The sequence below is a fragment of the Streptomyces sp. NPDC020780 genome, from assembly GCF_044334475.1.
Lineage (GTDB): Bacteria > Actinomycetota > Actinomycetes > Streptomycetales > Streptomycetaceae > Streptomyces.
In genome coordinates this window covers 134788-159041 of the sequence record NZ_JBIRTB010000014.1, presented here as the reverse complement: position 1 = coordinate 159041, position 24254 = coordinate 134788, and the positions used below count along the sequence as shown (strand labels likewise).

Annotated in this window: 21 protein-coding genes; 14 read left to right on the top strand and 7 right to left on the bottom strand. The window is 72.2% G+C overall.

The features are described from left to right. Positions 1–8: 8 nt before the first annotated feature. The 3 genes from ACH4VO_RS25535 to ACH4VO_RS25525 are packed head-to-tail and all read left to right on the top strand — an operon-like array spanning position 9 to position 2604. Positions 9–539, top strand: coding sequence for a hypothetical protein (locus ACH4VO_RS25535; protein WP_360997024.1), 531 nt, complete (start codon positions 9–11; stop codon positions 537–539). Between the two features lie 44 nt (positions 540–583). Beyond that, on the top strand, positions 584–1330 hold the full coding sequence (locus ACH4VO_RS25530) for a hypothetical protein (RefSeq protein WP_360997022.1): 747 nt from the start codon (positions 584–586) through the stop codon (positions 1328–1330). 29 nt (positions 1331–1359) lie between these two features. Continuing rightward, positions 1360–2604, top strand: a complete 1245-nt coding sequence (locus ACH4VO_RS25525; RefSeq protein ID WP_360997021.1) for a lytic transglycosylase domain-containing protein — start codon at positions 1360–1362, stop codon at positions 2602–2604. Between the two features lie 19 nt (positions 2605–2623). Here the strand turns inward: ACH4VO_RS25525 and ACH4VO_RS25520 are convergent, their stop codons facing one another. After that, positions 2624–3685, bottom strand: coding sequence for an ATP-dependent DNA ligase (locus ACH4VO_RS25520; RefSeq protein WP_360997019.1), 1062 nt, complete (start codon positions 3683–3685; stop codon positions 2624–2626). Positions 3686–3783: 98 nt separating this feature from the next. Here ACH4VO_RS25520 and ligD point away from each other — a divergent pair, with 98 nt between their 5' ends. Continuing rightward, positions 3784–4794 (top strand): non-homologous end-joining DNA ligase, encoded by a 1011-nt coding sequence (gene ligD, locus ACH4VO_RS25515; RefSeq protein ID WP_360997099.1) that lies wholly within the window; start codon positions 3784–3786, stop codon positions 4792–4794. After that, positions 4791–5861, top strand: coding sequence for an ABC transporter permease (locus ACH4VO_RS25510; RefSeq protein WP_360997017.1), 1071 nt, complete (start codon positions 4791–4793; stop codon positions 5859–5861). Before ligD ends, ACH4VO_RS25510 begins: the two co-directional genes overlap by 4 nt. Before the next feature lie 13 nt (positions 5862–5874). Here ACH4VO_RS25510 and ACH4VO_RS25505 read toward each other — a convergent pair whose 3' ends face one another. Together ACH4VO_RS25505 and ACH4VO_RS25500 are read right to left on the bottom strand one after the other, a co-directional pair. Further along, positions 5875–8112 carry an OmpL47-type beta-barrel domain-containing protein gene (locus ACH4VO_RS25505; RefSeq protein ID WP_360997015.1) on the bottom strand — a complete coding sequence of 746 codons (2238 nt, stop codon included), beginning with the start codon at positions 8110–8112 and terminating at the stop codon, positions 5875–5877. Continuing rightward, positions 8109–10607: a ThuA domain-containing protein gene (locus tag ACH4VO_RS25500; RefSeq protein ID WP_360997013.1), complete on the bottom strand. Its 2499-nt coding sequence runs from the start codon at positions 10605–10607 to the stop codon at positions 8109–8111. The genes ACH4VO_RS25505 and ACH4VO_RS25500 overlap by 4 nt, the downstream gene beginning before the upstream one ends. A gap of 248 nt (positions 10608–10855) precedes the next feature. Here ACH4VO_RS25500 and ACH4VO_RS25495 point away from each other — a divergent pair, with 248 nt between their 5' ends. The 3 genes from ACH4VO_RS25495 (at position 10856) to ACH4VO_RS25485 (ending at position 13614) form a co-directional block, all read left to right on the top strand. After that, the gene (locus ACH4VO_RS25495) at positions 10856–11842 is read left to right on the top strand and encodes a multicopper oxidase domain-containing protein (protein ID WP_360997011.1); all 987 of its coding nucleotides are present in this window, start codon (positions 10856–10858) and stop codon (positions 11840–11842) included. 507 nt (positions 11843–12349) lie between these two features. After that, a complete protein-coding gene (locus tag ACH4VO_RS25490) occupies positions 12350–13147 on the top strand; it encodes a VOC family protein (protein WP_360997009.1) in 798 nt (265 codons plus the stop codon). A 212-nt stretch (positions 13148–13359) separates the two neighbouring features. Further along, positions 13360–13614, top strand: coding sequence for a WhiB family transcriptional regulator (locus ACH4VO_RS25485; RefSeq protein ID WP_360997007.1), 255 nt, complete (start codon positions 13360–13362; stop codon positions 13612–13614). Between the two features lie 85 nt (positions 13615–13699). Here the strand turns inward: ACH4VO_RS25485 and ACH4VO_RS25480 are convergent, their stop codons facing one another. From ACH4VO_RS25480 to ACH4VO_RS25470, 3 genes are all read right to left on the bottom strand, one after another. Then, complete coding sequence (locus ACH4VO_RS25480) at positions 13700–14590, bottom strand: chitosanase (protein ID WP_360997097.1); 891 nt, start codon at positions 14588–14590, stop codon at positions 13700–13702. 135 nt (positions 14591–14725) lie between these two features. Continuing rightward, positions 14726–15700, bottom strand: a complete 975-nt coding sequence (locus ACH4VO_RS25475; RefSeq protein ID WP_360997005.1) for an acyl-ACP desaturase — start codon at positions 15698–15700, stop codon at positions 14726–14728. A 474-nt stretch (positions 15701–16174) separates the two neighbouring features. Next, positions 16175–16591, bottom strand: a complete 417-nt coding sequence (locus tag ACH4VO_RS25470; protein ID WP_360997003.1) for an SsgA family sporulation/cell division regulator — start codon at positions 16589–16591, stop codon at positions 16175–16177. Positions 16592–16772: 181 nt separating this feature from the next. On the opposite strand from ACH4VO_RS25470, the gene ACH4VO_RS25465 reads away from it, so the two are divergent. The 3 genes from ACH4VO_RS25465 to mmpA all read left to right on the top strand — a co-directional run bounded on the left by ACH4VO_RS25465 (position 16773) and on the right by mmpA (position 19133). Continuing rightward, positions 16773–17918, top strand: a complete 1146-nt coding sequence (locus ACH4VO_RS25465; RefSeq protein ID WP_360997001.1) for an oxidoreductase — start codon at positions 16773–16775, stop codon at positions 17916–17918. 225 nt (positions 17919–18143) lie between these two features. Continuing rightward, positions 18144–18821 (top strand): endonuclease V, encoded by a 678-nt coding sequence (locus tag ACH4VO_RS25460; RefSeq protein WP_360996999.1) that lies wholly within the window; start codon positions 18144–18146, stop codon positions 18819–18821. A 165-nt stretch (positions 18822–18986) separates the two neighbouring features. Next, complete coding sequence (gene mmpA, locus ACH4VO_RS25455; RefSeq protein ID WP_360996997.1) at positions 18987–19133, top strand: morphogenic membrane protein MmpA; 147 nt, start codon at positions 18987–18989, stop codon at positions 19131–19133. A gap of 72 nt (positions 19134–19205) precedes the next feature. Here mmpA and ACH4VO_RS25450 read toward each other — a convergent pair whose 3' ends face one another. Continuing rightward, a complete protein-coding gene (locus ACH4VO_RS25450; RefSeq protein WP_360996995.1) occupies positions 19206–20396 on the bottom strand; it encodes a saccharopine dehydrogenase NADP-binding domain-containing protein in 1191 nt (396 codons plus the stop codon). A 202-nt stretch (positions 20397–20598) separates the two neighbouring features. Between ACH4VO_RS25450 and ACH4VO_RS25445 the strand changes: the two genes are divergently transcribed. The 3 genes from ACH4VO_RS25445 to ACH4VO_RS25435 all read left to right on the top strand — a co-directional run bounded on the left by ACH4VO_RS25445 (position 20599) and on the right by ACH4VO_RS25435 (position 24231). Next, on the top strand, positions 20599–21735 hold the full coding sequence (locus ACH4VO_RS25445; RefSeq protein ID WP_360996993.1) for a CaiB/BaiF CoA-transferase family protein: 1137 nt from the start codon (positions 20599–20601) through the stop codon (positions 21733–21735). A 96-nt stretch (positions 21736–21831) separates the two neighbouring features. Further along, positions 21832–22974, top strand: coding sequence for an acyl-CoA dehydrogenase family protein (locus ACH4VO_RS25440; RefSeq protein WP_360996991.1), 1143 nt, complete (start codon positions 21832–21834; stop codon positions 22972–22974). A gap of 42 nt (positions 22975–23016) precedes the next feature. Next, on the top strand, positions 23017–24231 hold the full coding sequence (locus ACH4VO_RS25435; protein WP_360996990.1) for an acetyl-CoA C-acetyltransferase: 1215 nt from the start codon (positions 23017–23019) through the stop codon (positions 24229–24231). The last annotated feature ends 23 nt before the right edge of the window (positions 24232–24254 follow it).

Sequence of the window (24254 nt, the reverse complement as noted above, 5' to 3'; positions counted from 1 at the left end):
AGGCACCGATGGCACGGGTACGGACGACGGGGAATCCGCTGGTGGTGGCCGCGATCGCGCTGGCCGTCGCGGCGGCCGGCGCCGCGGGCTGGGGCGGCTGGTCCCGCTACGACGCCACTCATGACGACTCGGCGGCCTACGCGCGGGCCCGTGACGAGGCGCTGGCCGCCGGGGAGCAGGCCGTACAGAACATGAACACGCTCGACCACACCCGGATCGAGAAGGGACTCGACCGCTGGGAGGACTCGACCACCGGGGATCTGCACAGCCAACTCGTGGACGGACGGGACGCGTTCGTCAAGCAGATCCGGGCGGCGAAGACCGTCAGCACCGCCGAGGTGCTGTCGGGCGCGGTGACGGAGCTGGACGACCGGGCCGGCCGGGCCGGTGTGATGGTGGCGCTGCGTGTCACCGTGCGGGCGCCGGAGGGCGAGCCCGCGGTGAAGGAGAGCCGGATGCTCGGGCAGCTGACCCGCACTGCCGAGGGGTGGAAGCTCAGCGCCCTCGGCCAGGCGCCCGTCGGCCGCACCGCCGGCTGACACGCCCCCACCCCGCCCTGCCCGCCCGAGAGAGGACCACTGACATGTCGACGACCCGACACCTCGTGAACCGCCGCCGCCGGCTGGCCGTCGTCGCCGCCACGGCCGCCCCGCCGCGCGGGACCACCGCCCCCGGGCCCGCACCCGCCGAGGACGCGGCCGAGGGCACGGCCCCGGCGATGGAAACGGCCACGGGCACGCCGCAGGGCGAGGTGGCGGACGGGCCCGCGGCAGCCGCCGGCGCACCTCCCCGGGCGCCGCGCGGACGGCTGCCCCGTCTGCGCGTCGGGCTGCCCGCGGTCCTCTGCGCCGCCACGGTGCTCCTCGGGACCTTCGCCGCCTGGGCGTTCACCTCGGCCGCGACGCTGCGCGAGGATCCCGCCCGGCAGAACACCGCGCTCACCGACATCGGCCGGACCAGCGAGGTCAAGGGCGGAATCACCGAGGCGGTCGCCGCCGTGTTCTCGTACGACTACGCCTCCCCCAGGAAGGCGGACCGCGCCGCACGGACGTACCTGACCGGCAAGGCGGTCCGGCAGCACGAGGAGATGCTCGCCGAGGTACGCGCGCAGGCGCCGAAGCAGAAGCTCGTACTGACCACGACCGTCACCGGGACCGGGGTCGAACTGCTCGACGGCGACCGCGCCCGGCTGCTGGTCTTCGCGGACCAGAGCAACACCCGGACCGGCAAACAGGAGGAGACGACGTACGCCGCGGCCATGTTCGCCGTGGACGCCGTCCGCCGGGACGGCGGGTGGCGGATCTCGGCCATCGACACCTTCACCCGGTGATCCGGGCGGATCCATGGAGAGGAGCACACGTGAGGTTCGACGGAACGATGCGCCGCGGACTCACCGGCACGGCGACGGCCGTCGCCGCCATGGCGGCGCTCACCGCGTCCCAGGCGCCCGGACTCGTGGGCGGGGCGGCGCGCCCGGAGAAGACCGCGGCGGCCGGGGACGTCGTGTGGACCGAGGTCCCCAACGACGACAGCTACCACACCGAACTGCCGCCCCTGAAGTCGCCGGAACCACCGTCGAGGCCCGGACGGAAGCCCGCGGCGGCCGTCGCCCGGCCCTGGGCGGAGGCCGGCATCCCGGCGACCGTACTGGCCGCCTACCGGTCGGCGCAGGCGTCCCTCGGCCGCACCGACCCCGGCTGCCACCTGCCCTGGCAGTTGCTCGCGGCGATCGGGAAGGTCGAGTCGGGCCACGCCGGCGGGGGCCGCGTTGACGCCCGCGGCACCACGCTCACAGCCATCCTCGGCCCCGTCCTGAACGGCGAGGGGTTCGCCCGCATCACGGACACCGACGGCGGGGCGTACGACGGGGACGCCCGGTACGACCGGGCGGTCGGCCCGATGCAGTTCATCCCCTCCACGTGGGCGCACTGGGGCAGGGACGGAAACGGCGACGGGCGCGAGGACCCGGGCAACATCGCCGACGCCGCCCTCGCCGCCGGCCACTACCTCTGCGCCGGACCGCGCGACCTGTCGGTCCGCGCCGACCTGGACCGGGCGGTCCTCAGCTACAACCACTCGGACACCTATCTGCGCACGGTCCTGTCCTGGCTGGAGTTCTACCGCGGGGGCGCCCACCCCGTGGCCGACGGCAAGGGTGTCGTCCCGCGGAGCCCGGGCGCGGGGGGCCGCACCCGGCCGAAGAACCCGGTCGGCGGTCCCGGCAGCCCGGGCGGCGGCTCCCGCACGGGCGGTGGAGGCATCGTCATCGGCCCCCGGCCCGGCGCCACCCCGCGGCCCTCCGCCTCTCCCACACCGTCGGAGTCCGGCAGCCCGGACCCGGGCGGCCCGGCGACTCCGACACCCGCCCCGGACCCGACCACGACCCCGGCCCCCGACCCGACCACGACCCCGGCCCCGACGCCCACCCCGGATCCCACGCCGGCCCCCGACCCGACCACCACCCCGGACCCCACACCGACCCCCGACCCCACCGCCACCCCCGACCCGGACTCCGGGACCTCCGCTCCCGGATGCCCCACGCCTCCAGCCGAGACCGGTCCGGCCGCCCCCGCGGACACCCCCTGCGCCACCCCCTCCACCTGAGGACCCGGCCGGCCCGCGGTCAGCCGGTGCCGAGCACCTGCGACAGGTCGTACCGCACCACTTCCTCCAGCTGCGCGTAGGTGCAGCTCGTGGGAGTGCGGTCCGGCCGCCACCGCCGGAACTGCGTGGTGTGGCGAAACCGGTCGCCCTCCATGTGGTCGTACGCCACCTCACAGACCCGCTCGGGCCGCAGTGCCACCCACGACAGGTCCTTCTTGCCCGACCAGCGGCTCGGGGCACCGGGCAGCCGCGCACCCGCGTGCGCCGCCGCCTCGGCCCAGGAGGCCCACGGATGTTCAGCCGGATCGATGCGCAACGGGTCCAGCTCCTCCAGGAGTTCGGTGCGCCGCTTCATGGTGAAGGCGGCGCAGACGCCGACGTGCTGCAGGGAGCCGGCGGCGTCGTACAGGCCGAGGAGCAGCGAGCCGACCACGGGGCCGCTCTTGTGGAAGCGGTAGCCCGCCACCACGCAGTCGGCGGTCCGCTCGTGCTTGACCTTGTACATCGCGCGCACGTCCGGCCGGTACGGCAGCCCGAGCGGTTTGGCGACCACGCCGTCCAGCCCGGCGCCCTCGTACCGTTCGAACCACTCCTGGGCGACGGCCGGGTCCGTGGTGGCCGGGGCCAGGTGCACGGGAGCCGAGACGCCGGCCAGGGCCCTCTCCAGCACCTCCCGCCGTTCGCTCTGGGGGGTGGCGAGCAGGGACGTGTCGTCCAGCGCGAGGATGTCGAAGGCCACGAAGCCGGCCGGCGTCCGCTCGGCCAGCGTCCGTACCCGGGAATCCGCCGGATGGATGCGCTCGCTCAGCCGGTCGAAGTCGAGGCGCCCGTCGTGCGCCAGCACGATCTCGCCGTCGATCACACAGCGCGGCGGCAGGTTCTCCCGCACGGCGGTGACCAGTTCGGGGAAGTACCGGGTGAGCGGCTTCCCCGTGCGGCTGCCGATCACCACCTCGTCGCCGTCCCGGTGCACGATCGCACGGAAACCGTCCCACTTCGCCTCGTACTGCATGCCGGGCGGAATCGCGGACACGGACGTGGCGAGCATCGGTTTCACAGGAGGCATCACCGGCAGGTCCATGGCCCCGATTCTTGCCCATCCGACGGAGCACGTCTCCCGATATGCGGCATATGTGGGCCAGGCCTACGGTGTCCGACATGGGAGCAGCGGGAGCGGCGATGGAACTGGACGCGGACGGGCGGCCCGTACGGCTGTCCAACCCGGACAAGGTGTACTTCCCCGGCAAGGGCTACACCAAGAGAGACGTGGCCGAGTACTTCCTGGCCGTGGGGCCCGGGATCCTGCGCGCCCTGCGCGAGCGCCCCACCACCCTGCAGCGCTTCGTCGACGGCGTCGAGGGCGAGTTCTTCTACCAGAAGCGGGCGCCGAAGAACCTCCCCGACTGGACGCCCACCGCCCGGATCGAGTTCCCCAGCGGCCGCCACGCCGACGAGATGTGCCCCACCGAGCTGGGCGCCGTCCTCTGGGCGGCCAACCTGGGCACGCTCACCTTCCACCCCTGGCCCGTCCGCAGGTCCGACACCGAGCACCCCGACGAGCTGCGCATCGACCTCGACCCGCAGCCGGGTACCGACTACGGCGACGCCGTGCGGGCCGCCCACGAGCTGCGCTCCGTCCTCGACGACCACGGGCTGCGCGGCTGGCCCAAGACCTCCGGCGGCCGCGGCCTCCACGTGTTCGTCCCCCTGGTGCCGGAGTGGACCTTCACGCAGGTGCGCCGCGCGGCCATCGCGGCGGGACGGGAGCTGGAGCGCCGGATGCCGGAGCACGTCACCACCGCGTGGTGGAAGGAGGAGCGCGGCGAGCGGATCTTCGTGGACTACAACCAGACGGCCCGTGACCGCACGATCGCCTCCGCCTACTCCGTCCGCCCGTTCCCGCACGCCCCGGTCTCCGCCCCGCTGCGCTGGGAGGAGATCGACGACGCCGAACCCCGCGACTTCGACATCCGGACCATGCCCGTGCGGTACGCCGAGGTGGGCGACCTGCACGCCGACATGGACGACCACGCCTTCCGCCTCGACCTGCTGCTGGAGCTGGCGACACGCGACGAGGGGGAGCACGAGCTCGGCGACCTGCCCTATCCGCCGGAGTACCCGAAGATGCCGGGCGAGCCCAAGCGGGTGCAGCCCAGCCGTGCCCGTCAGGACGACGGCGGCCCGGCGTGACGCCGGCGGGTACCGGCGAGCACGGCGCGCACGGCAGGCCGCCGACCCGGCGGGAGAAGTGGGAGGCGTACAAGAAGTCGCCGTACTTCCCCGCGGTGGTCCTCGTCCTGATCGTCTCGGCCGCCGCCGGGCTCTTCGCCGGTTCGTACACCTATGCGATGGCCAATCCGACCCCGCACCGGATTCCCGCAGCGGTCGTCGAGGGGCCGCGGACGCCCTATGCCGCCCGGTTCGTCGGCGGTATGGACAAGGCCCTCGACGCCTCGCTCGATCTCCACAGGTACCCGAGCGCCGCGCAGGCGCGGGCTGCGCTGGACGAGCAGAAGGTCTTCGTGATCCTGCGGAGCGCCGGCGACGGCGTGGTGATGCAGGTCGCGAGCGCCTCCGGCGCCACCGTCGCCCAGCTGCTGGAGGAGACCGGGACGAAGGTCGCCGACTCCCTCGGCGTCCGGCTCACGGTCGAGGACGTCAAACCGCTCCAGAAGGGCGACCCGCGGGGTCTCGCCCTCTTCTACATCTCGCTCGCCGCCGTCATCATGGGCTTCCTCGGGGCGATCCAACTCAGTGTGCACGCCCGGGCGCTGCTCCCGCTGGAGCGCATCCTGTTCACCGCCGCCTACGCCCTGCTCGGCGGGTTCGCCATCGCCGCCGTCGTCGACTGGGGGCTCGGCGCCGTCGACCTGCCGTTCGTCCAGTCGTGGCTGATCCTGGCGTTCACGATGTTCACCTCGGGCGTGGTCTTCACGATGTTCAACACGCTCATGGGGCGCTGGGCGATGATCCCGACCTGGGGCGTCATGGTGCTGCTCGGCAACCCGTCCTCCGGCGGCGCGGTGTCCTGGCCGCTGCTGCCCTCGCTCCTCGGGCACATCGGGCGCTGGCTGCCGCCCGGCGCTTCGGTCAACGCCCAGCACACCGCCGTCTACTACCAGGGCCACCAGTACGTCTTCCCGTACCTCGTACTGGGAGCCTGGGCGCTGGTGTCCTGCACGGTGTTCTGGGTGTGGCGCCACCGGCACCCTGGGGGCCGCGACCGCACGCCGGAGCATGCGGCCGCGGCCCCCTGACCGCCGGGAAGTCCTACAGCTCCTTGACGCGGATGTCCCGGTAGGAGATCACGTCCGTGGTGCTGTGGACCTGGAGCCCGATGTAGCCGGAGGCGTAGCGCCGGCCGTCGGTGCCGGGGTCGTCGCCCCGCGGCGGTTCGAAGAGCTGACCGCCGGTGTTGTCGAACTCGTTGATCAGGACACCGTTGCGGTAGACCGAGTAGTGCTGGTCCACCACCCGGACCTCGTAGTCGTTCCAGGTGCCCTTGGGCGTGACCCCGGCGCCACCGAGACCGACCCGGTCGAAGCCGTAGACCGAGCCCGTCTTGTACATGTCGCCGTCGGGCCGGTCGTTGACCTGGATCTCATGGCCGTACTTGATGGCGACCCACTCCGGACGTGACTCCTCCGGGTGGTCGTGGACGTACGGGAAGCGGACGAAGACGCCGCCGTTGGCGTTGCCCGTCCCGGGGGCGTCGTCCCGCCACTGGAGCTTCAGCGAGAAGTCCCCGTACTGCCGGGACGGGAACCACAGCATCCCCATGCCGTCGACCGTGGTCGAGCTGGTGATCGAGCCGTCCTCCTCGTTCAGCGCGAACTTCCCGCCGCCGACCTGCTCCCACTTGGCGAGGGAGCCGGCCGTGCCGTCGAAGAGCTTGCGGTAGCCCTGGTCCTGGCCCGGCTTGCCGATGCCGGACTGCTTGGCCGCCCGGTAGATCTTCTTGTGCTCACGGGCGTCGATCACCCCGGCTGCCAGGAGCTTGTCGAGGACCGTGTCGACGTGCTTGAGGAACAGGGCGTGCGAGGACCAGTCCTTCTCGTCCTCGATCAGCTCGTTGATGGTGCACCGGTTCCCGGTGATCCGGTTGGGCACCCCGCTGTCGACCGTGCCGACGATGACGGTGAGCCGCTCGTCGTACTCCGGGCAGTTGGGCGCCGGTACCCCGCCGCTCTCGGCCACGGTGAACGAGGTCTGCTTCGCCTCCGAGGTGTTGCCGGCCTTGTCCGTCGCCCGGTGGGCGAAGGTGTGGTAGCCGACGCGGTCGATGATCACGGGCGTCGTGTACGCGAGGTACGGGCCCCCGTCCAGCGAGTACTCCGTCCTCGCCACGCCGGATCCGGTGTCGGTGGCCCTGACCGTGGCCGTGGCGCTCGTGATGAACGCGCCGTCGGAGTTCTTCTCGCCCTCCACCGTCACCGAGGTCTCCGGCGGTGTCCGGTCCTCGGAGGGGGGCTCGACGACGGTGAACTCGACCGCCTTCTCGGCCGCCACGTTGCCGGCCCTGTCGGTGGCGCGGTAGCGGACCGTGTGGGTTCCCACCTCGTGCACCATCACGGGGGCGGTGTACGTCTGCCAGGCGCCGTCCGCGCCGACGGCGTACTCGATGGTGTTGACGCCGGACCCGGTGTCGGACGCGGTCACCGTGACCGTCGCCATGCCCAGGTAGGCGCCCGCGGCGTCCTTCTCGCCCGAGACGGTCGCCGAGGTCTCCGGCGCCGCCCGGTCGTCCGTGGGCGGGGCGGCGACGGCGAAGTCGACCGCCTTCTCGGGCGCCACGTTGCCGGCCTTGTCGGTGGCGCGGTAGCGGACCGTGTGGGTCCCCACCTCGTTGACCACGACGGGCGTCGTGTACGGCTGCCAGGCGCCGTCGGCGCCCACCGCGTACTCGACGGTGCCGACGCCCGAACCCGCGTCGGTGGCCGCCACGGTGACGGTGGCCTGCCCGATGTAGGCGCCGTCGGCGTTCTTGTCGCCGTTCACCGTGGCCGAGGTCTCGGGAGCGGTGGTGTCCTCGCCGCCGCCGGCCTCGGTCACGGTGAGGATGCCCTGCATGGAGCCGTGGCCGGGAATGGTGCAGTGGTAGAAGTAGCGGCCGGGCGTGAGGGTGACCTCGACGCTGTGCCTGCCGCCCTCGCTGTCGTTCGGGTTGGCCAGGATGTTCACCGCGACGTCGTTGTTGAACTCCACGTCCGAGACGCTGAAGGTCAGGGTGTGCGGCATCCCGGTCGTGTTGCCCGTGGCGGCACTGTTCTCGAAGACGATGGTCGCGGGGCCCGCCACCGCTGTCTTCGGCGCCGAGAGGTAGTGGTCGATGGGGTCGCCGGCGGTCCAGGTGAGAACCTGGTCGGCCGCCGTCCCGGCCCGGTCGTCCTCACGTCCGTACGCGGCCGTCGACGTCAGCCCCAGGACCATCAGGAACGAACCGAGCAGAGCGAGCCACACCCTGACGGGCCGGTACCGCTGTCGTGCGAGGAGTGAACGGTGTCTCACCGATCTGCCGCCTTCCTGGCCAGGTCGGCGACGGCCGGGGTCGGGCCGCCGCCCTTGTAGGTCACGCGCCAGAGCGCGGACTTGGAGTCGGAGGTGAAGAAGCCGCGGCCGTAGTCCAGGACGTAGAGGGACCCGTCCGGGGCGAACTTCCAGTCCATGAGGTTGCGGATGCCCTGCGCGCCGACCGGAATGATCTTCTTCAGCGACTCGGCGTGGGTGGGGAGCCCGCCCTTGCCGGCCGTCCGCGGGTCGGTGAGCACCGCGTGGCGGGGCTGTGTGTCGTCGTAGAAGTCACCGACGAACCACTTGCCGTCCCAGTACGAGGGCCACTTGGCCGCACTGTCGCTCGCGGCGTCGTACCGGTAGACCGGGCCGTTCATCGTGGCCTGGCCCCCGCCCTTGAGCCAGGGCAGGAGCTGCTTCTGGTCCTCGACCTTGTAGCTCGGGACGCCGTTCGCGTCCCGCGGGTAGTCCACGCCACCGCCCTGCGGCGAGTACCAGATGGTGTTGCCGGTCACCGGCGGCAGGTTGACCAGACCGTCGTTGTTGGGGGACTCGTTCTTCGGCGCGTCGCAGTCGTACCAGCCCAGCGGCTTGGACGGGTCCGGCAGGTTGCGGTCGCGGTAGGGCTGCTTGTTGCCCATGCAGTACGGCCAGCCGTGGTTGCCCGCCTTGGTGATCGCGGCGAACGTGTCGTACTTCGCGGGGCCCCAGGTGGTGCTCGGGGCGCCGGCGTCCGGGCCCACCCAGCCCGCGTACAGCGTGTCGGTCGCCGTGTCGACCGAGATCCTCGCCGGGTTGCGGACCCCCATCACATAGATCTCGCCGCGGGTCTTGCCACCGCCCTCGTCCGGCTCCTTGCCCGTGAAGAGGTTGCCCGCGGGCAGGGTGTACGTCCCGTCGTCCTCGGGGTGGATCCGCAGGATCTTTCCGTTGAGGTTGTTGGTGTTGCCCGCGGTGCGGCGGGCGTCGGCGAACGAGAGGCCCTTGTATGCGGGCTGCGGGTTGTTGCCGGAGTAACCGTCGCTGAAACCGGAGGAGTTGTTGTCACCGGTGGCGATGTAGAGGTTCTCCTTCGAGTCCCAGGCCATTCCGCCGCCCGCGTGGCAGCAGCTGTGGATCTGGACCGGCCAGTGCAGGAGCACCTTCTCGGAGGCCAGGTCCAGCTTGTTCGTGGCGTGGTCGAAGGTGAAGCGGGAGACCTGGCGTACGGCCGTCTGCTTGTCCCGGTCGATCTTCGCGTGCGGCGTGTAGTGCAGGTACACCCAGCCGTTGGTGGCGAAGTCCGGGTCCAGCTCGATGCCGAGCAGGCCCTCCTCCACCTTGACCAGTTCGTCGCCGCCGCCCTTGTTGCCGAAGACGCTCAGCTTGCCCGCGAGGGTGACCTTCTTCGTCGCCGGGTCGTAGACGTGGATCTCGCCCCAGCCCTTGCCGACGTCCGGGTTGTTCCAGTCGGTGACCACGGGCACGCTGCTGTCCGCGCCGCCGCGGCCGATGTAGAAGACCCGCCCGTCCTTCGCGGTGACCAGGCCGTGCGGTTCGCCGATCTGGTCGTTCTGCCCGGGCTGATTGGGCTGGGTCACGCGCTCGGCCGCGTAGTTGGAGTCGATCGTCGCCTTGCAGTCGGCCTGCGAGAGGCGGCTCGTCCACGCCAGCGCGCCGCGCAGGTGGTCCCGGAAGTCCGTCTCGGCGAAGCTGCTGACCGTACCGCCCATGGCGGTGTAGAAGGACCGGCCGCCGTCGTAGTCACGGCACCAGGACACGGGATGGTCCCAGCCGTTGGCGCTCGCGCCGGGGGAGTAGGTGATCTCCCTGACCCGGGCCACGGTGTGCACGTCGCCGGATGGATTGTCCTTCCAGTTCAGCCACTTGTCCGGACGCTTCCACTCCAGGGGGAGGTTCTTCGTCGCCGGGTGCTGCCGGTCGCCGATCTCCACGGTGGCGCGCTGCACGTTCGTGGGACCGCCGGCCGCGGGGCGGGCACCGACCAGGCCGGTGAACCAGTCGGAGTACGGCTCCGTGCGGGCGGCGTCGTGGATCCCGAGGAAGCCTCCGCCGGCCTCCATGTACGCCTCCAGGCCGGCCTCCTGCTCCGGGTCCAGGACGTCACCGCCACCGGTCAGGAAGACGACGGCGTTGTACCTGCCGAGCTGCTTTCCGTCGGTGAAGACCGAGGCGTCGTCGGTGGCCACGGTCCTGAAGCGCCCGGCCGTCGGACCGCTGAGCCCGATCTTCTCGATGGCGGCGATGCCCGCGTCCACGGTCGGCGACTCCTGACCGGCCGAGGCGTGGAAGACCAGCACCCTGACATTGGCCCCGCCCGGCGGCGAGGGGAGGGACAACGTTGTCGCCACCCGTTCCTTGAGCCCCGGATCCGGATACGGCCTGGCGCTGGCGGCGTTGCCGCCCACCAGGGACGCGGTCAGGGCGCCGGCCGCCACCACCGCCGCGAGGCCCCGGCGCGATCTGGACCTGTGATGTGGTGTGCGCTGCATGTGGTCACCCACCCCTCTCTGGTCACTTCACTTCTGGATCACTGCACTTCTCTCGCTCACTGCGCTGTGCCTTCGTCGTCACTGCGACAGCGCACGAAGCTAGACCCCTTTTCGCGGCACGCCAAGAGCTACGGCAGCATTCGAACGAACTTTGTCCTGAGTGTGGATAAACGGCCGTTCCACGGCTACGGTGTGGGCCGTCCCGGGGATCAGCGCGTCAGTTTCCTTCTCGCAGTGGGGAGTTCGACATGGACCGAAGGACCTTCAACCGGCGGATGCTCGTCGGCGGCGGGGTGGCGGCCGCGACCGGTGTGACATCGATGTCACTCGGCGCCGTCCAGGCCACCTCGGCGGAGAACCCCGCGAAGACCGCACCGGCCGGGGGTGAGGTCCGCCATCTCAAGCTCTACGCGGAGAAGCTGGCGGACGGTCAGATGGGCTACGGCCTGGAGAAGGGCAAGGCGTCGATCCCGGGCCCCCTCATAGAGATCACCGAGGGCGACACCCTGCACATCGAATTCGAGAACACCACGGACGTGGACGCCAGCCTCCACGTCCACGGCGTCGACTACGACATCGCGAGTGACGGCACCCGGATGAACCGGAGTCACGTCGAACCCGGCGGCACCCGTACGTACACCTGGCGCACCCACGCCCCGGGCCGCCGCAAGGACGGCACCTGGCGTGCGGGCAGCGCCGGTTACTGGCACTACCACGACCATGTCGTCGGCACGGACCACGGCACCGGCGGAATCCGCAGGGGGCTGTACGGGCCGCTCGTCGTACGGCGCAGGGGCGACGTCCTGCCCGACAAGACGATCACCATCGTCTTCAACGACATGACGATCAACAACAAGCCCGCCGGCAAGAGCCCCGATTTCGAAGCCACCGTGGGCGACCGGGTGGAAGTCGTGATGATCACGCACGGCGAGTACTACCACACGTTCCACATCCACGGGCACCGCTGGGCGGACAACAGGACCGGGCTGCTCACCGGCCCCGACGACCCCAGCCGCGTCATCGACACCAAGATCTGCGGACCCGCCGACTCGTTCGGATTCCAGATCATCGCGGGCGAACACGTCGGGGCGGGCGCCTGGATGTACCACTGCCACGTCCAGAGCCACTCCGACATGGGCATGGCCGGACTGCTGCTGGTGGCCAAGCCCGACGGCACGGTCCCGGGGTACGAACCGCACCACCCGCAGGGCGCGGCGAGCACCCACACGCACTGAGGGCCCCCGGCGGCGTGGACCTGTCCGACCGTCGTGTACCCGGCCTGTTCCAGGGCGCCCAGCCGCAGCCGGCCCTCGGTGACCTCGCCCAGCCGGGCAGCGGGGATGCCCGCCGTCTCCCGGCCGACGAGGGAGCCCATGAGAGGGGCCAGCGCCCAGCGCGCCCTGCGCGGCCTCGACGGACCGGGCGCGGTCGGTCAGGACCGCGCCGGCCGCCGCGGTGAGCCGCCGGCGCCCGTCGAGCACCTCGCGTGCGGCTCTTCCCGTGGGCGGGCCCGCGCCCGTGGGTCCGGCCTCTGTCATGTACGTCCTTCTGTCCCCCGCTGCCCCACCGCGGCCGTGCACCGGATGCCCCGGCCGCGTCCCATGCTGCGCGCCTGGTACGCGGCACGGCGCGAACTGCGGTTCTCGGTCCCCGGTGCCAGACTCGATGCGGGAGATACCGGGGAGGGACCCCTCTGTCCGAACAGACAAGCGAGACGGCGAGAATCGCTGAAGGAGCACACCATGCTCGATCCGGCTTTCGTGACCGGTGCACCCAACTGGATCGACCTCGGCACACCCGACCTCGACGCGGCAACGGCCTTCTACCACGGCCTCTTCGGCTGGGAGCTGGTGCCCGGCGGCCCCGAGACGGGCGGGTACGGGACGTACCGGCTGAACGGCAGGACGGTCGCGGGCGCCATGACGGTGCCGGAGGACCAGGGCAAGCCCGCCTGGTCGGTCTACTTCCAGACGCCGGACGCGGACGCGACCGCGAGGACGGTCGAGCAGGCGGGCGGCACCGCGGCGTTCGCTCCGATGGACGTCCTGGACTACGGACGCATGGGCGGCTTCACGGACAACGCCGGGGCGTACTTCGGCGTATGGCAGCCGGGAACCAACACCGGCCTCGGCATGATCATGGAGCCGGGTTCGCTGATCTGGTCCGAGCTCTGCACCCCGGACGTCCCCGCGGCAGCCGCGTTCTACAACACCGTCTTCGGGTGGCAGACCGAGGGCACGGTGCACCCCGGCGGCACCTACACGATGGTCCGGCCGGCGGGCCCCGAGAACGACGCTGCGTGGTTCGGCGGTCTCGTCCCCCTCGACGACGTGCCGAGCCAGGCCCCGGCGGGCCCGCACTGGCTGCCGTACTTCGCGGTCGAGGACTGTGACGCCACGGTGGCCGCCGCGGAGCGGCTGGGCGGCACGGTGACGTCGGCGGCGATGGACGTACCCGACGTCGGCAGGATCGCCCTGTTCGCCGACCCGGCGGGGGCGGCGTTCGCGGTGATCAAGCCGGCGCCCATGCAGGAGGGCTGAGCGCCGGGGCGGTGGGGCGTCGTGGGACGGTGCCGTCCCAGGAGGCCTGGGGCACGGGTGCGCCCGGGCCGGCGGCGGTCATGTCCCCTCCGGGCCGGTGGCAGTCCAGGGGCGCGGTCGCTTCCCGCCCGGCCGGCGTGCCGTGCGCCGGGCCGCGGCGCATTGATGAATCGTTGATCACTTGTTTATCGTCACCCGGCACTGTGTGCCCCATGCTGATCAACACGATGACCGACGACGCGCTGGCCTGGCAGGAGACGGCGTTGTGCGCACAGGCCGGACCGGAGTTCTTCTTCCCGGCGCCGGGCAGCTCCACCCGCGAGGCCAAGCAGCTGTGCAACGCCTGCGAAGGCCGGGTCGCCTGCCTGGAGTACGCACTCGCCCACGACGAGCGCTTCGGCGTCTGGGGCGGACTCTCCGAGAAGGAACGGGAGCAGGTCCGCAGAGGCCGCCTCCAGCGGGGCTGAACCGGGCCCGCAGCGGCGCCGGGACAGCCGGGCTTGACCGGGCCCGCCGGGGGGCGCGCGTCGGCGGACCGGGTCGGGGGACGGCTCAGGGGATGCGGAACTCCTCGCCGTACACCCGCCACACCAGTGGCGGCTTCAGCTTCAGATTGCCCGCGGACAGGAACACCCGCTGGGCCGTGTCGATCCGCGTCGTGTCGCGCTGCACCTTCCGCGCCATGATCGCCGCCCGGCCCGCGTCGAGGAACGCGCCGAGGTACGTCTCCTCGTCGCCGCCCTCCGCCGCCGTGTCCGCCTGGGCCATCGCGGCGTCGCGGATGCCGTAGAAGCCGTTCGCCTCGACGCCCGGTCCGTGCAGCACCATCGCGTCGTAGTAGAGGAACTGCCCCAGGGTGCCGAGGCCGTCCAGCTTCGCCAGCCGCACGGCGGGATCGAAGTACAGCCTGTCTCGGGTGGCGTCCTGAGCCGTACGGAACGCGGGGTCCCCGGCCGCCTTCCGCCAGGCCGCTGGGAAGCCGGGATCCAGGCCCTCGTGCGAGTCGCTGCCGTCCACCGCGCGCAGCGCCGGGAGGAACGGGGCGAGCGGGTTGTCCGGATGGTCCTCCGTGTACGCCTCGACCAGTTGCAGCATGTCGTTCGTGCCGGACGAGAACCCGATGATCCCTGCGGTGTAGCCGTTGCCGTCGCCGACGTCCTCGATCGCCCCGTACAGGCCGCGCCAGTCGAGGGTGGAGGCCTCGGCGCTCGCCACCAGCCGGGACGCGATCTCCTTCGTCCGGGGGGCGGCGAGCCCGGGCGGCAGGGCGTCCAGCTCCTCGGCGTGCTCGTCGGCCCGCGCGGCCCCCTCCGGAACGGCCTGGGCGGTCTTCGGTGACCCGGAGGGCGGCGGAGAGAGTGCGGGAGGCTCGGAATCGCCGCTGCTGAACAGGATCGCCACGACGATGGCGACCGGCGCACCGAAGAGAAAGAGACGCGTCACGGGCTTCACCCGGCACAGGGTACGTTCCGCGATGTCCTGGGGTGAGCCCGGGGAGAAGCCCGCGCTTCCGCCTGCGCGGGAACGGCCCGGCGACCGGACGGCAGATCTGCCGTTCCGGTCGCCGGGCCGTCCGGTTCAGCCCTGGGCGCGCGCCGCCACGCGGGCCTTGCGGGCCGCCAGCTTCTCGTCGAACTTCGAGGCCTCGCTGTCCAGTCCGCTCATGTACAGGCCGAGCTCCTCCTGTGCCTTGAGGCCCTCGGGGCCGAGGCCGTCGATGTCGAGGACCTTCAGGTAGCGCAGGACGGGCTGGATCACGTCGTCGTGGTGGATGCGCATGTTGTAGATCTCGCCGATCGCCATCTGCGCGGCGGCCCGCTCGAAGCCGGGCATCCCGTGGCCGGGCATCCGGAAGTTCACGACGACGTCCCGCACGGACTGCATCGTGAGGTCAGGGGCGAGCTCGAAGGCCGCACCGAGCAGATTGCGGTAGAAGACCATGTGCAGGTTCTCGTCGGTCGCGATCCGCGCCAGCATCCGGTCGCAGACCGGGTCGCCCGACTGGTGGCCGGTGTTGCGGTGCGAGACCCGGGTCGCCAGCTCCTGGAAGGCGACGTACGCCACGGAGTGCAGCATCGAGTGGCGGTTGTCCGACTCGAAGCCCTCGGCCATGTGCGCCATGCGGAACTGCTCGAGCTGGTCCGGGTCCACGGCGCGGGAGGTGAGCAGGTAGTCACGCATGACGATGCCGTGCCGGCCCTCCTCCGCGGTCCAGCGGTGCACCCAGGTGCCCCAGGCGCCGTCGCGGCCGAAGAGCGAGGCGATCTCGTGATGGTAACTGGGGAGGTTGTCCTCGGTCAGCAGATTCACGACGAGCGCGATCCGGCCGACGTCGGTGACCTTGGACTGGCTCCTCTCCCACGCTTCGCCGTCCTCGAAGACGCCGGGGAAGTTCCGGCCGTCGGAGAAGGGGACGTACTCGTGGGGCATCCAGTCCTTGGCGACCTTGAGATGGCGGTTGAGTTCCTTCTCCACCACCTCTTCCAGCGCGTACAGCAGTTGGGCGTCTGTCCACGCCTTCGGACTGCCGAGGTGGGGAGAGGTGATCGTCACGGGGGCTCCTGGGGACGGGAGAATTACCTACGGCTTCGTAGGTTACGTGACCGTAGGTTAAGGCGGCGGTAAGCCGATCGCCAAGCCCGGTGGCGGCGGAACCTCTGAGGCCGGCCGCATCAGCGCACGTCACGGGCGCTCGGGGAGGAAGAGGTCACAGGTCCGTCCCCGGGCCCGGACGCGCGCGCCGGTGCGCCGGGAGGACATGGGGAGAGGGGCGGGGGAGGAGGGTCTTCCGGCCGCGTTGCAGGAGCCCGGCGGCGGGCCGGACACCGGGCGGCACCGGCCGCGCGCGGGACCACGGAACAGCAGGCGGCGCGGGTGCGGCCCCTCGGACGTGGAGCATCATCGTCCTCCGTCACGGAGACGCCGGAGACGCCGGAGACACCGGGGGCGGTCCCGTCACGGGCGGGCTCTCCCGGCATGCCACCGGACCGCGGCGGGGCGGCCGGCCGCTTCGGCCCGGGTAGGCGGTCAGGCGGCACCGCCCAGCAGCTCGGTCAGACCGCGGTCCAGATCCAGGAAGCGATGCTCGTCGCCCACCGGGACCAGCTCCTGCACCCGCTGCAGGAAGCGGCGCAGCTCGGTCGTGCGGACGTGCACCATGGCGATGCCCTCGACGGCGTGGAACTCCAGGACGGTGCGGTCGTACCCGAAGGGCCGTACGCGGACGTCGCCGAGACCCGCGGGTCCCTCGATCCCCGTCGCCAGGAGTTCACGGGAGAACTCCCAGGCCACCTCCGCGCCTTCGAGGGTCGCCGGTGCCGGGAAGGCCATCCGGACCGCGAAGGGGTCCCGGAGGTCGTAGTGCAGGGTGGCGGGCAGGGTTTCCATCCGTGGAGCGGATGCGACCATACGGGCCTGCACGGACTGCTCGATAACGCTGGACAAGACCTGCTCCCTCTCGCCTCGTGGAACGGTTCCCGGCATTGGAGTAGACGTCGGAACGCCTCGATCCGTGCACCGGCCGGCGGCGTGAGCTGCGTCACCGGCCGGGCGTATCCGATCACCTGCCCCGTTTCGCCCGAGGCACCCTGGACGGCCGTCTGCCCGTCGGCTAGCTTCCAGCGCCATGAAGGCGATGGGGAAGACGAGACGACTGATGTCCCTGGGGTTGTGCGGCGCCGCGGTGACCGCCGCGCTGGCCGCGCCGTCGGTGCAGGCCGCACCGTCCACGGCCGCCGCACGTTCCGCAGGGCCCGCCTCCTCGGTGCGGGAGGTCCGGGACGCGCCGGGGGAGCAGCGGCGGACGCCCGGCTGGACGCTCACGGGCACGGGCACCGAGGCGCGCTTTCGCGGCCTCGCCGCCGTCAGCCGCAGCGCGGCCTGGGTCGCGGGCTCCCGGGGCACGGTGCTGCGGACGGGCGACGGGGGCCAGCACTGGCGGGACGTCTCCCCGGCCGGCGCGGCGGAGCTGGAGTTCCGCGACATCGAGGCCTTCGACGAACGGCGGGCGGTGGCCCTGGCCATCGGCGAGGGCGAGGCGTCCCGGGTCCTGCGCACCGACGACGGCGGAACGACCTGGACCGAGTCCTTCCGCAACACCGACGCACGGGCGTTCTACGACTGCCTGACCTTCTTCGACAGCCGGCACGGGCTGGCGATGAGCGACCCGGTGGACGGACGCTTCCGCCTCCTGTCGACCTCGGACGGCGGGCGGAACTGGCGGGTGCTGCCCGACGCCGGGATGCCCGTCGCGCAGACCGGCGAGGCGGGGTTCGCGGCGAGCGGCCAGTGCCTCGTCAGCGCGGGCTCCAAGGACGTCTGGCTGGCCACCGGCGGAGCGGCCACCGCACGCGTGCTGCACTCCGCCGACCGTGGCCTGACCTGGACCGCGACCGTCGCCACGATCCCCGCGGGCGATCCGGCGCGCGGTGTCTTCGGGCTCGCCTTCCGCGACCGTACGCACGGCATCGCGGTCGGCGGCGACTACCGGGCGGACCAGGCGTCCCCCGAGGCGGCGGCCCTCACGGGCGACGCGGGCCGCAGCTGGCGCCGTGCCTCCGCCCCGCCCCCTGCCTACCGCTCCGGCGTGGCCTGGCTCCCGCACAGCGGGTCGGTGGCGGTGGCGGTCGGCCCGACGGGCACGGATCTCACGCGCGACGGCGGGCGCACCTGGAGCACCGTGGACACGGGGTCGTACGACTCCGTGGACTGCGCTCCCGGGGGCGGCTGCTGGGCCTCCGGCGAGAAGGGACGCGTCGCGCGGATGCGGTGACGCGGCAGTCCGCGCGAGGTCCGCTCCGTTGGCCGGGCAGCTCCCGCCGGTCGCCGTCTGCCCGCAGCTCAGGCCCGGCGGCCCCCGGTGCGTGCGCTCGCACGGCGGAGGGGCGCCTCGGTACTTGGATGTACCGGGGTGAGCCCGACCACGGGGCACGTGTGCGTGCCGGACGCCGCCGGGCAGGACGGGACCTGTGAGGCAGCCCTTAGACTGAGCCGCACCATGACGACGTTCCGGATGCCCGCCGACGAGGCCGAAGCCCGTGCCGTCCAGGACGCGTTGCGCACCCGCGTGGTCCTCGACGAGCCCGGGCCGCCGCCCGGGACAGGCCGGGTGACGGGGGTCGACGTCGCCTACGACGACGAGCGGGACGTCGTCGTCGCGGCGGCCGTCGTGCTGGACGCGGCGACCCTCGACGTGGTCGCGGAGTCCACCGCGAGAGGACGGGTCACCTTCCCCTACGTCCCCGGGCTCCTGGCCTTCCGGGAGATCCCGACCGTGCTGGCGGCGCTGGAGGCACTCCCCGTCGACCCCGGGCTCGTCGTCTGCGACGGCTACGGACGGGCGCACCCGCGAAGGTTCGGGCTCGCCAGTCACCTCGGCGTCCTCACGGGCCTGCCGGTCATCGGGGTGGCGAAGAATCCCTTCACGTTCCGCTACGGGCAACCGGGGCCCGGGCGTGGCGACTTCAGCCCGCTCCTGGACGGCGACGAGGAGGTGGGGCGGGCGTTGCGCACCCAGCACGCGACCAAACCCGTGTTCGTCTCCGTCGGCCACCGCACCGGGCTGGACAACGCCTGCGCCCACACCCTGGCCCTGGCCCGCGACTTCCGTCAGCCGGAGACCACCCGCAGGGCCGACGCGCTGTGCCGGGCCACCCTGCGGGACGCGGTCGCCTGACCGGCGCCGGGGGCGCGGGGCAGACGCGGTCGCCTGACCGGCGCCGGGGGCGCGGGGCGCTGCCGTACGCACGCCGAATCGCTTCCGTCCGCGTACGCCCGACTGTTTCCGTCTGAGTACACGGACGGATGTTGATTGTCATACCTATGGGGCAGGCTGGTACACATGATCGACCAGCACGCACCTCGAATGAGCGCCGGAACCGTACGACTCTCCCAGCGCGGCGTCGCCGTGGGCATGACCCTCGGCGTGGTCGCGGGAGCGGCCTGGACCGTCTCCATGGTGGTCACCCTCGCCTCCTGGATGCTCTGACCGCTTTCCGCAGGAGCCCGGAGGCCCCGCGCCGCGACGGCCGGGACCACGCCGCCCGGCCGGGGACACGGCTCAGCGCACCGCCGCGAGCCGGAAGCCCAGTCCGGCCGCCCGCAGCCGGCCCAGCAGCGCGTCGCCCATCGCGGCGGCGGTGGTGACCTGACCGGACGTCGCCGGCAGTTCGTCCAGCGCGAGGGCGAGCGCCGATTCGGCGAGCATCTTCGCCGTCTCGTCGTAGCCGGGGTCGCCGCCCGTCACCTCCGTGTACACCCGCCGCCCGCCGCCCTGCCCGACGAAGCGGACCGTGAACCAGCTGCGCTTCCTCTGCGCGGCGTCGGGGCCCGCCCCCGGCGCGTAACGGCTCGTCAGCCAGCCGCGCACGGCGGGGATCTGCGCGGCTCCCGCCAGCGCACCCAGGGCCGCCGTTCCGCCGAGGGCCACCGGCAGGTGCTTCACCGAGGCGAAGTGCCGGTAGCGGAAATCGGGGCCGTAGCGGTCCAGGACCCGCGCCGAACGCTCCACGATCCGGGGGTCCAGGGTCGGCAGCGGCAGCGCCCAGGTGCCGGTCGGCGAGCTGAAGTGGGGGATGCCCTGCGGGGCGCGGACCCGGCGGCCGACGAGGCGGGGCTCGTGCAGCCGGCGTTCCCCGGCGGCCCGCACCATCTGCGGGCCGCGGGCCATCGCGGTGAGCGCGGAGGCGAACGTACCGCCCGAGAAGGCCGCGTTGCTGCGGACGAACCCGTCGACGGTGAGCGGCACGTCCTGCGGGAGCTGCTGGACGGTGAAGAAGACGCCGAGGTCGTGCGGTACGGAGTCGAAACCGCAGGCGTGCACGAGCCGGGCACCCGTCTCCCGGGCGCGCGCGTCGTGCGCCAGGTACATCCGGTCGACGAACTCCGCCTCGCCGGTGAGGTCGGCGTAGTCGGTGCCCGCCTCCGCGCAGGCGGCGACCAGCTTCTCGCCGTACCAGAGGTACGGGCCGACGGTCGACGCCACCACGTGGGCCGACGCGGCGAGCCCGCGCAGGGCTTCGGAGTCGTCCGCGTCCGCCGTCAGCAGCGGCAGGTCCGCGCAGCGCGGGTCGATCGTGGTGAGGTGGTCGCGCAGTTCCCGCAGTCTGCCGCGGCTGCGGCCCGCCAGGGCCCAGCGGCAGCCGTCCGGGGCGTGCTCGGCCAGGTACGCGGCGGTGAGCTTCCCCACGAAGCCGGTGGCACCGAAAAGGACGACGTCGTAGGGGCGTTCCGCCCCGTTCTGCCTGTTCACGAGTGTCTCCGCGGGAAGTGGCGCCGATGTGGCACGCAGAGGCTAGCGGAGGGCCCGTGGCGTCGTACGCGCGGGCGGGCTCCTGTGCGAGAGGATCCGGGGAGAAGCTAAGCGCTTGCTCGGCCAAAAGGGTTGTGCGGAGCTCGGTCCGTTCTTAGCATCGTCGGTGTTACATCGTTTGTGTCATACCGTTGGGGGCTTGATGGCAACGACAGGGCAGGGCCCGCTGGCCGGGGTGCGCGTCGTCGAACTGGCGGGCATCGGTCCCGGGCCGTTCGCCGCCATGCTCCTCGCCGACCTGGGCGCGGACGTGGTGCGCCTCGACCGGCCGGGCGGCGCCGTTCTCGGCATCGACCCCGCCCGCGACCTCACCAACCGCAACAAGCGGTCGGTCGTCGTCGACCTCAAGACCGAGGACGGCGTCCGGCACGTGCTGGACCTCGTGGAGCGCGCCGACATCCTGATCGAGGGGTACCGGCCAGGGGTCGCCGAACGCCTCGGGGTAGGCCCGGAGGTCTGTCTGACCCGCAACCCGCGCCTCGTCTACGGGCGGATGACCGGCTGGGGCCAGGACGGGCCGCTGGCCCCGCGGGCGGGTCACGACATCGCCTACATCGCCCTCGCCGGCACCCTCTCCATGATCGGCAAGGCGGAGGAGCCGCCCACCGTCCCGGCCAATCTGGTCGGTGACTACGCGGGCGGCTCCCTCTACCTCGTCGTCGGGGTGCTCGCCGCACTCCACCACGCCCGTACGCCCGGCGGTACCGGCCAGGTCGTGGACGCCGCCATCGTGGACGGCGCCGCCCACCTCACCACGATGATCCACGGCATGCTTGCGGCCGGTGGCTGGCAGGACCGGCGCGGCTCCAACCTCCTGGACGGAGGCTGCCCCTTCTACGGCACCTACGCGACCTCCGACGGCGGTCACATGGCGGTCGGAGCGCTCGAGGAGCCGTTCTACGAGCAGTTCGCCGCACTGCTCGGGATCCAGGACCGGGCCCCCGACCGGACCGACCCCGGCCGCTGGGAGGAACTGCGCACCGTCGTCGCCGAACGGTTCGCGCAACGCACCCGAGCCGAGTGGACCGAGGTCTTCGAGGGCACGGACGCCTGCGTGGCGCCCGTGCTCTCCCTCCGCGAGGCGCCGCACCACCCGCACCTCGCCGCCCGCTCCACCTACGTGGAGCACGGCGGCCTCACCCAGCCCGCCCCGGCACCCAGGTTCTCGGCCACCCCGGTCTCCGTACGCACCGGGCCCGCGCTGCCCGGGGCGGACGCGGAGTCCGTCGCCGCGGACTGGGACGTACCGGGCCTGCGAAGGAAGGGAAGCACCGGCTGATGCGACCTCCCTCGCCACCGCATCGCGCGGTCCTCCGCGGCCGGGCCGTCACCGGCGCCGGCTCCACCGTCCGGAACCAGCTCCAGGGGGCCTGAAGTGCAACGGCAGATCTTCACCGGGGAACACGAGGCGTTCCGCGAGACGGTACGCACCTTCCTGGCCAAGGAAGTCCTCCCGTACTACGACCGGTGGGAGCAGGACGGCATCGTCCCGCGCGAGGCGTGGCTCGCGGCGGGGCGGCAGGGGCTGCTCGGCCTCGCCGTGCCCGAGGAGTACGGCGGCGGAGGCACCGCCGACTTCCGCTACAGCGCCGTCCTGGCCGAGGAGTTCACCCGGGCCGGTGTCTCCGGCCTCGCGCTCGGCCTGCACAACGACATCGTCGGTCCCTACCTCACCGGCCTCGCCACCGAGGACCAGAAGCGGCGCTGGCTGCCCGGCTTCTGCAGCGGGGAGACGATCACGGCGATCGCCATGACGGAGCCGGGCGCGGGCTCGGACCTCCAGGGCATCCGCACCACCGCCGAGGACAGGGGCGACCACTGGCTCCTCAACGGTTCCAAGACGTTCATCTCCAACGGCATCCTCGCCGACCTGATGGTCGTCGTCGCCAGGACCTCACCCGAGGGCGGCGCCAAGGGCCTCTCCCTGCTGGTCGTCGAGCGCGGCGCCGAGGGCTTCGAGCGGGGCCGCAACCTCGACAAGATCGGCCAGAAGTCCCAGGACACCGCCGAGCTGTTCTTCGACGACGTACGTGTCCCCAAGGAGAACCTCCTGGGAGAGCGCGACGGCGCCTTCGTCCACCTCATGACCAACCTGGCCCAGGAGCGGATGGGCATAGCGGTCGCGGGCATCGCCGGCGCCGAGTACCTCCTGGAGATCACCACCCGGTACGTCAAGGAGCGCGAGGCCTTCGGCCGCCCGCTCTCCACGCTCCAGCACGTCCGGTTCGAGATCGCCGAGATGGCCACGGAATGCGCCGTCACCCGGGCCTTCCTCGACCGGTGCATCGTCGACCACTCGGACGGCACGCTCGACGCCGTGCACGCGTCGATGGCCAAGTGGTGGGCCACCGAACTGCAGAAACGCGTCGCCGACCGTTGTCTCCAACTGCACGGCGGATACGGGTACATGACGGAGTACCGGGTCGCCAGAGCCTTCACCGACGGCCGTATCCAGACCATCTACGGCGGCACGACCGAGATCATGAAAGAGATCATCGGCCGCTCGCTGCTCGCCTGAACCCCCCCCCTCGCGCCGCCCCCCTCCCGAAAGGCAGCTGTCTTGAGTACCGAAGCGTTCCTCTACGACGCGATCCGCACCCCGCGCGGCCGCGGCAAGGCCGACGGAGCCCTGCACGGCACCAAGCCGATCGACCTCGTCGTCGGCCTCATCCACGAGATCCGGGCCCGCTTCCCGGACCTCGACCCCGCTGCCATCGACGACATCGTCCTCGGCGTGGTCAGCCCCCTCGGCGACCAGGGCTCCGACATCGCCCGGATCGCCGCCATCGCGGCCGGACTCCCGGACTCCGTCGCCGGAGTGCAGGAGAACCGCTTCTGTGCCTCCGGGCTGGAGGCCGTCAACCTGGCCGCGGCGAAGGTCCGCTCCGGCTGGGAGGACCTCGTCCTGGCCGGAGGCGTCGAGTCGATGTCCCGCGTACCGATGGGCTCCGACGGCGGTGCCTGGGCCATGGACCCGATGACCAGCTTCGAGACGGGCTTCGCCCCGCAGGGCATCGGCGCCGACCTCATCGCCACCATCGAGGGCTTCTCGCGCCGGGACGTCGACGAGTACGCCGCCCTGTCCCAGGAGCGTGCCGCCACGGCGTGGAAGGAGGAGCGCTTCGCACGTTCCGTCGTCCCCGTCAGGGACCGCAACGGCCTGCTCGTCCTCGGTCACGACGAGCACATGCGGCCCGGCACGACCGCCGACTCGCTCGCCGCCCTCAAGCCGTCGTTCGCCACCATCGGCGAGATGGGCGGCTTCGACGCCGTGGCCCTGCAGAAGTACCACTGGGTCGAGAAGATCGACCACGTCCACCACGCCGGCAACTCCTCCGGCATCGTGGACGGCGCCGCCCTGGTCGCGATCGGCTCCAAGGAGGTGGGCGAGCGCTACGGCCTCACCCCGCGCGCCCGGATCGTCTCCGCCGCCGTCTCGGGCTCCGAGCCGACCATCATGCTGACCGGCCCCGCGCCCGCCACCCGCAAGGCGCTGGCCAAGGCGGGACTCACCATCGACGACATCGACCTCGTCGAGATCAACGAGGCGTTCGCCGGAGTCGTCCTGCGCTTCGTCCGGGACATGGGCCTCTCCCTCGACAAGGTCAACGTCAACGGCGGCGCCATCGCGCTCGGCCACCCCCTCGGGGCGACCGGCGCCATGATCCTCGGCACCCTCGTCGACGAACTGGAGCGGCGCGACCGGCGCTACGGCCTCGCCACCCTCTGCGTAGGCGGCGGCATGGGCGTCGCCACCGTCATCGAGCGTCTCTGACCGTCCTGGCCACCCCCTGCCGG

Coding starts and splice junctions, on each gene's coding strand:
- ACH4VO_RS25535 (WP_360997024.1), top strand. CDS start 9: ATGGCACGGGTACGGACGACGGGGAATCCGCTGGTGGTGGCCGCGATC.
- ACH4VO_RS25530 (WP_360997022.1), top strand. CDS start 584: ATGTCGACGACCCGACACCTCGTGAACCGCCGCCGCCGGCTGGCCGTC.
- ACH4VO_RS25520 (WP_360997019.1), bottom strand. CDS start 3,685: ATGGACCTGCCGGTGATGCCTCCTGTGAAACCGATGCTCGCCACGTCC.
- ligD (WP_360997099.1), top strand. CDS start 3,784: ATGGAACTGGACGCGGACGGGCGGCCCGTACGGCTGTCCAACCCGGAC.
- ACH4VO_RS25500 (WP_360997013.1), bottom strand. CDS start 10,607: ATGCAGCGCACACCACATCACAGGTCCAGATCGCGCCGGGGCCTCGCG.
- ACH4VO_RS25495 (WP_360997011.1), top strand. CDS start 10,856: ATGGACCGAAGGACCTTCAACCGGCGGATGCTCGTCGGCGGCGGGGTG.
- ACH4VO_RS25490 (WP_360997009.1), top strand. CDS start 12,350: ATGCTCGATCCGGCTTTCGTGACCGGTGCACCCAACTGGATCGACCTC.
- ACH4VO_RS25485 (WP_360997007.1), top strand. CDS start 13,360: ATGCTGATCAACACGATGACCGACGACGCGCTGGCCTGGCAGGAGACG.
- ACH4VO_RS25465 (WP_360997001.1), top strand. CDS start 16,773: ATGAAGGCGATGGGGAAGACGAGACGACTGATGTCCCTGGGGTTGTGC.
- ACH4VO_RS25460 (WP_360996999.1), top strand. CDS start 18,144: ATGACGACGTTCCGGATGCCCGCCGACGAGGCCGAAGCCCGTGCCGTC.
- mmpA (WP_360996997.1), top strand. CDS start 18,987: ATGATCGACCAGCACGCACCTCGAATGAGCGCCGGAACCGTACGACTC.
- ACH4VO_RS25445 (WP_360996993.1), top strand. CDS start 20,599: ATGGCAACGACAGGGCAGGGCCCGCTGGCCGGGGTGCGCGTCGTCGAA.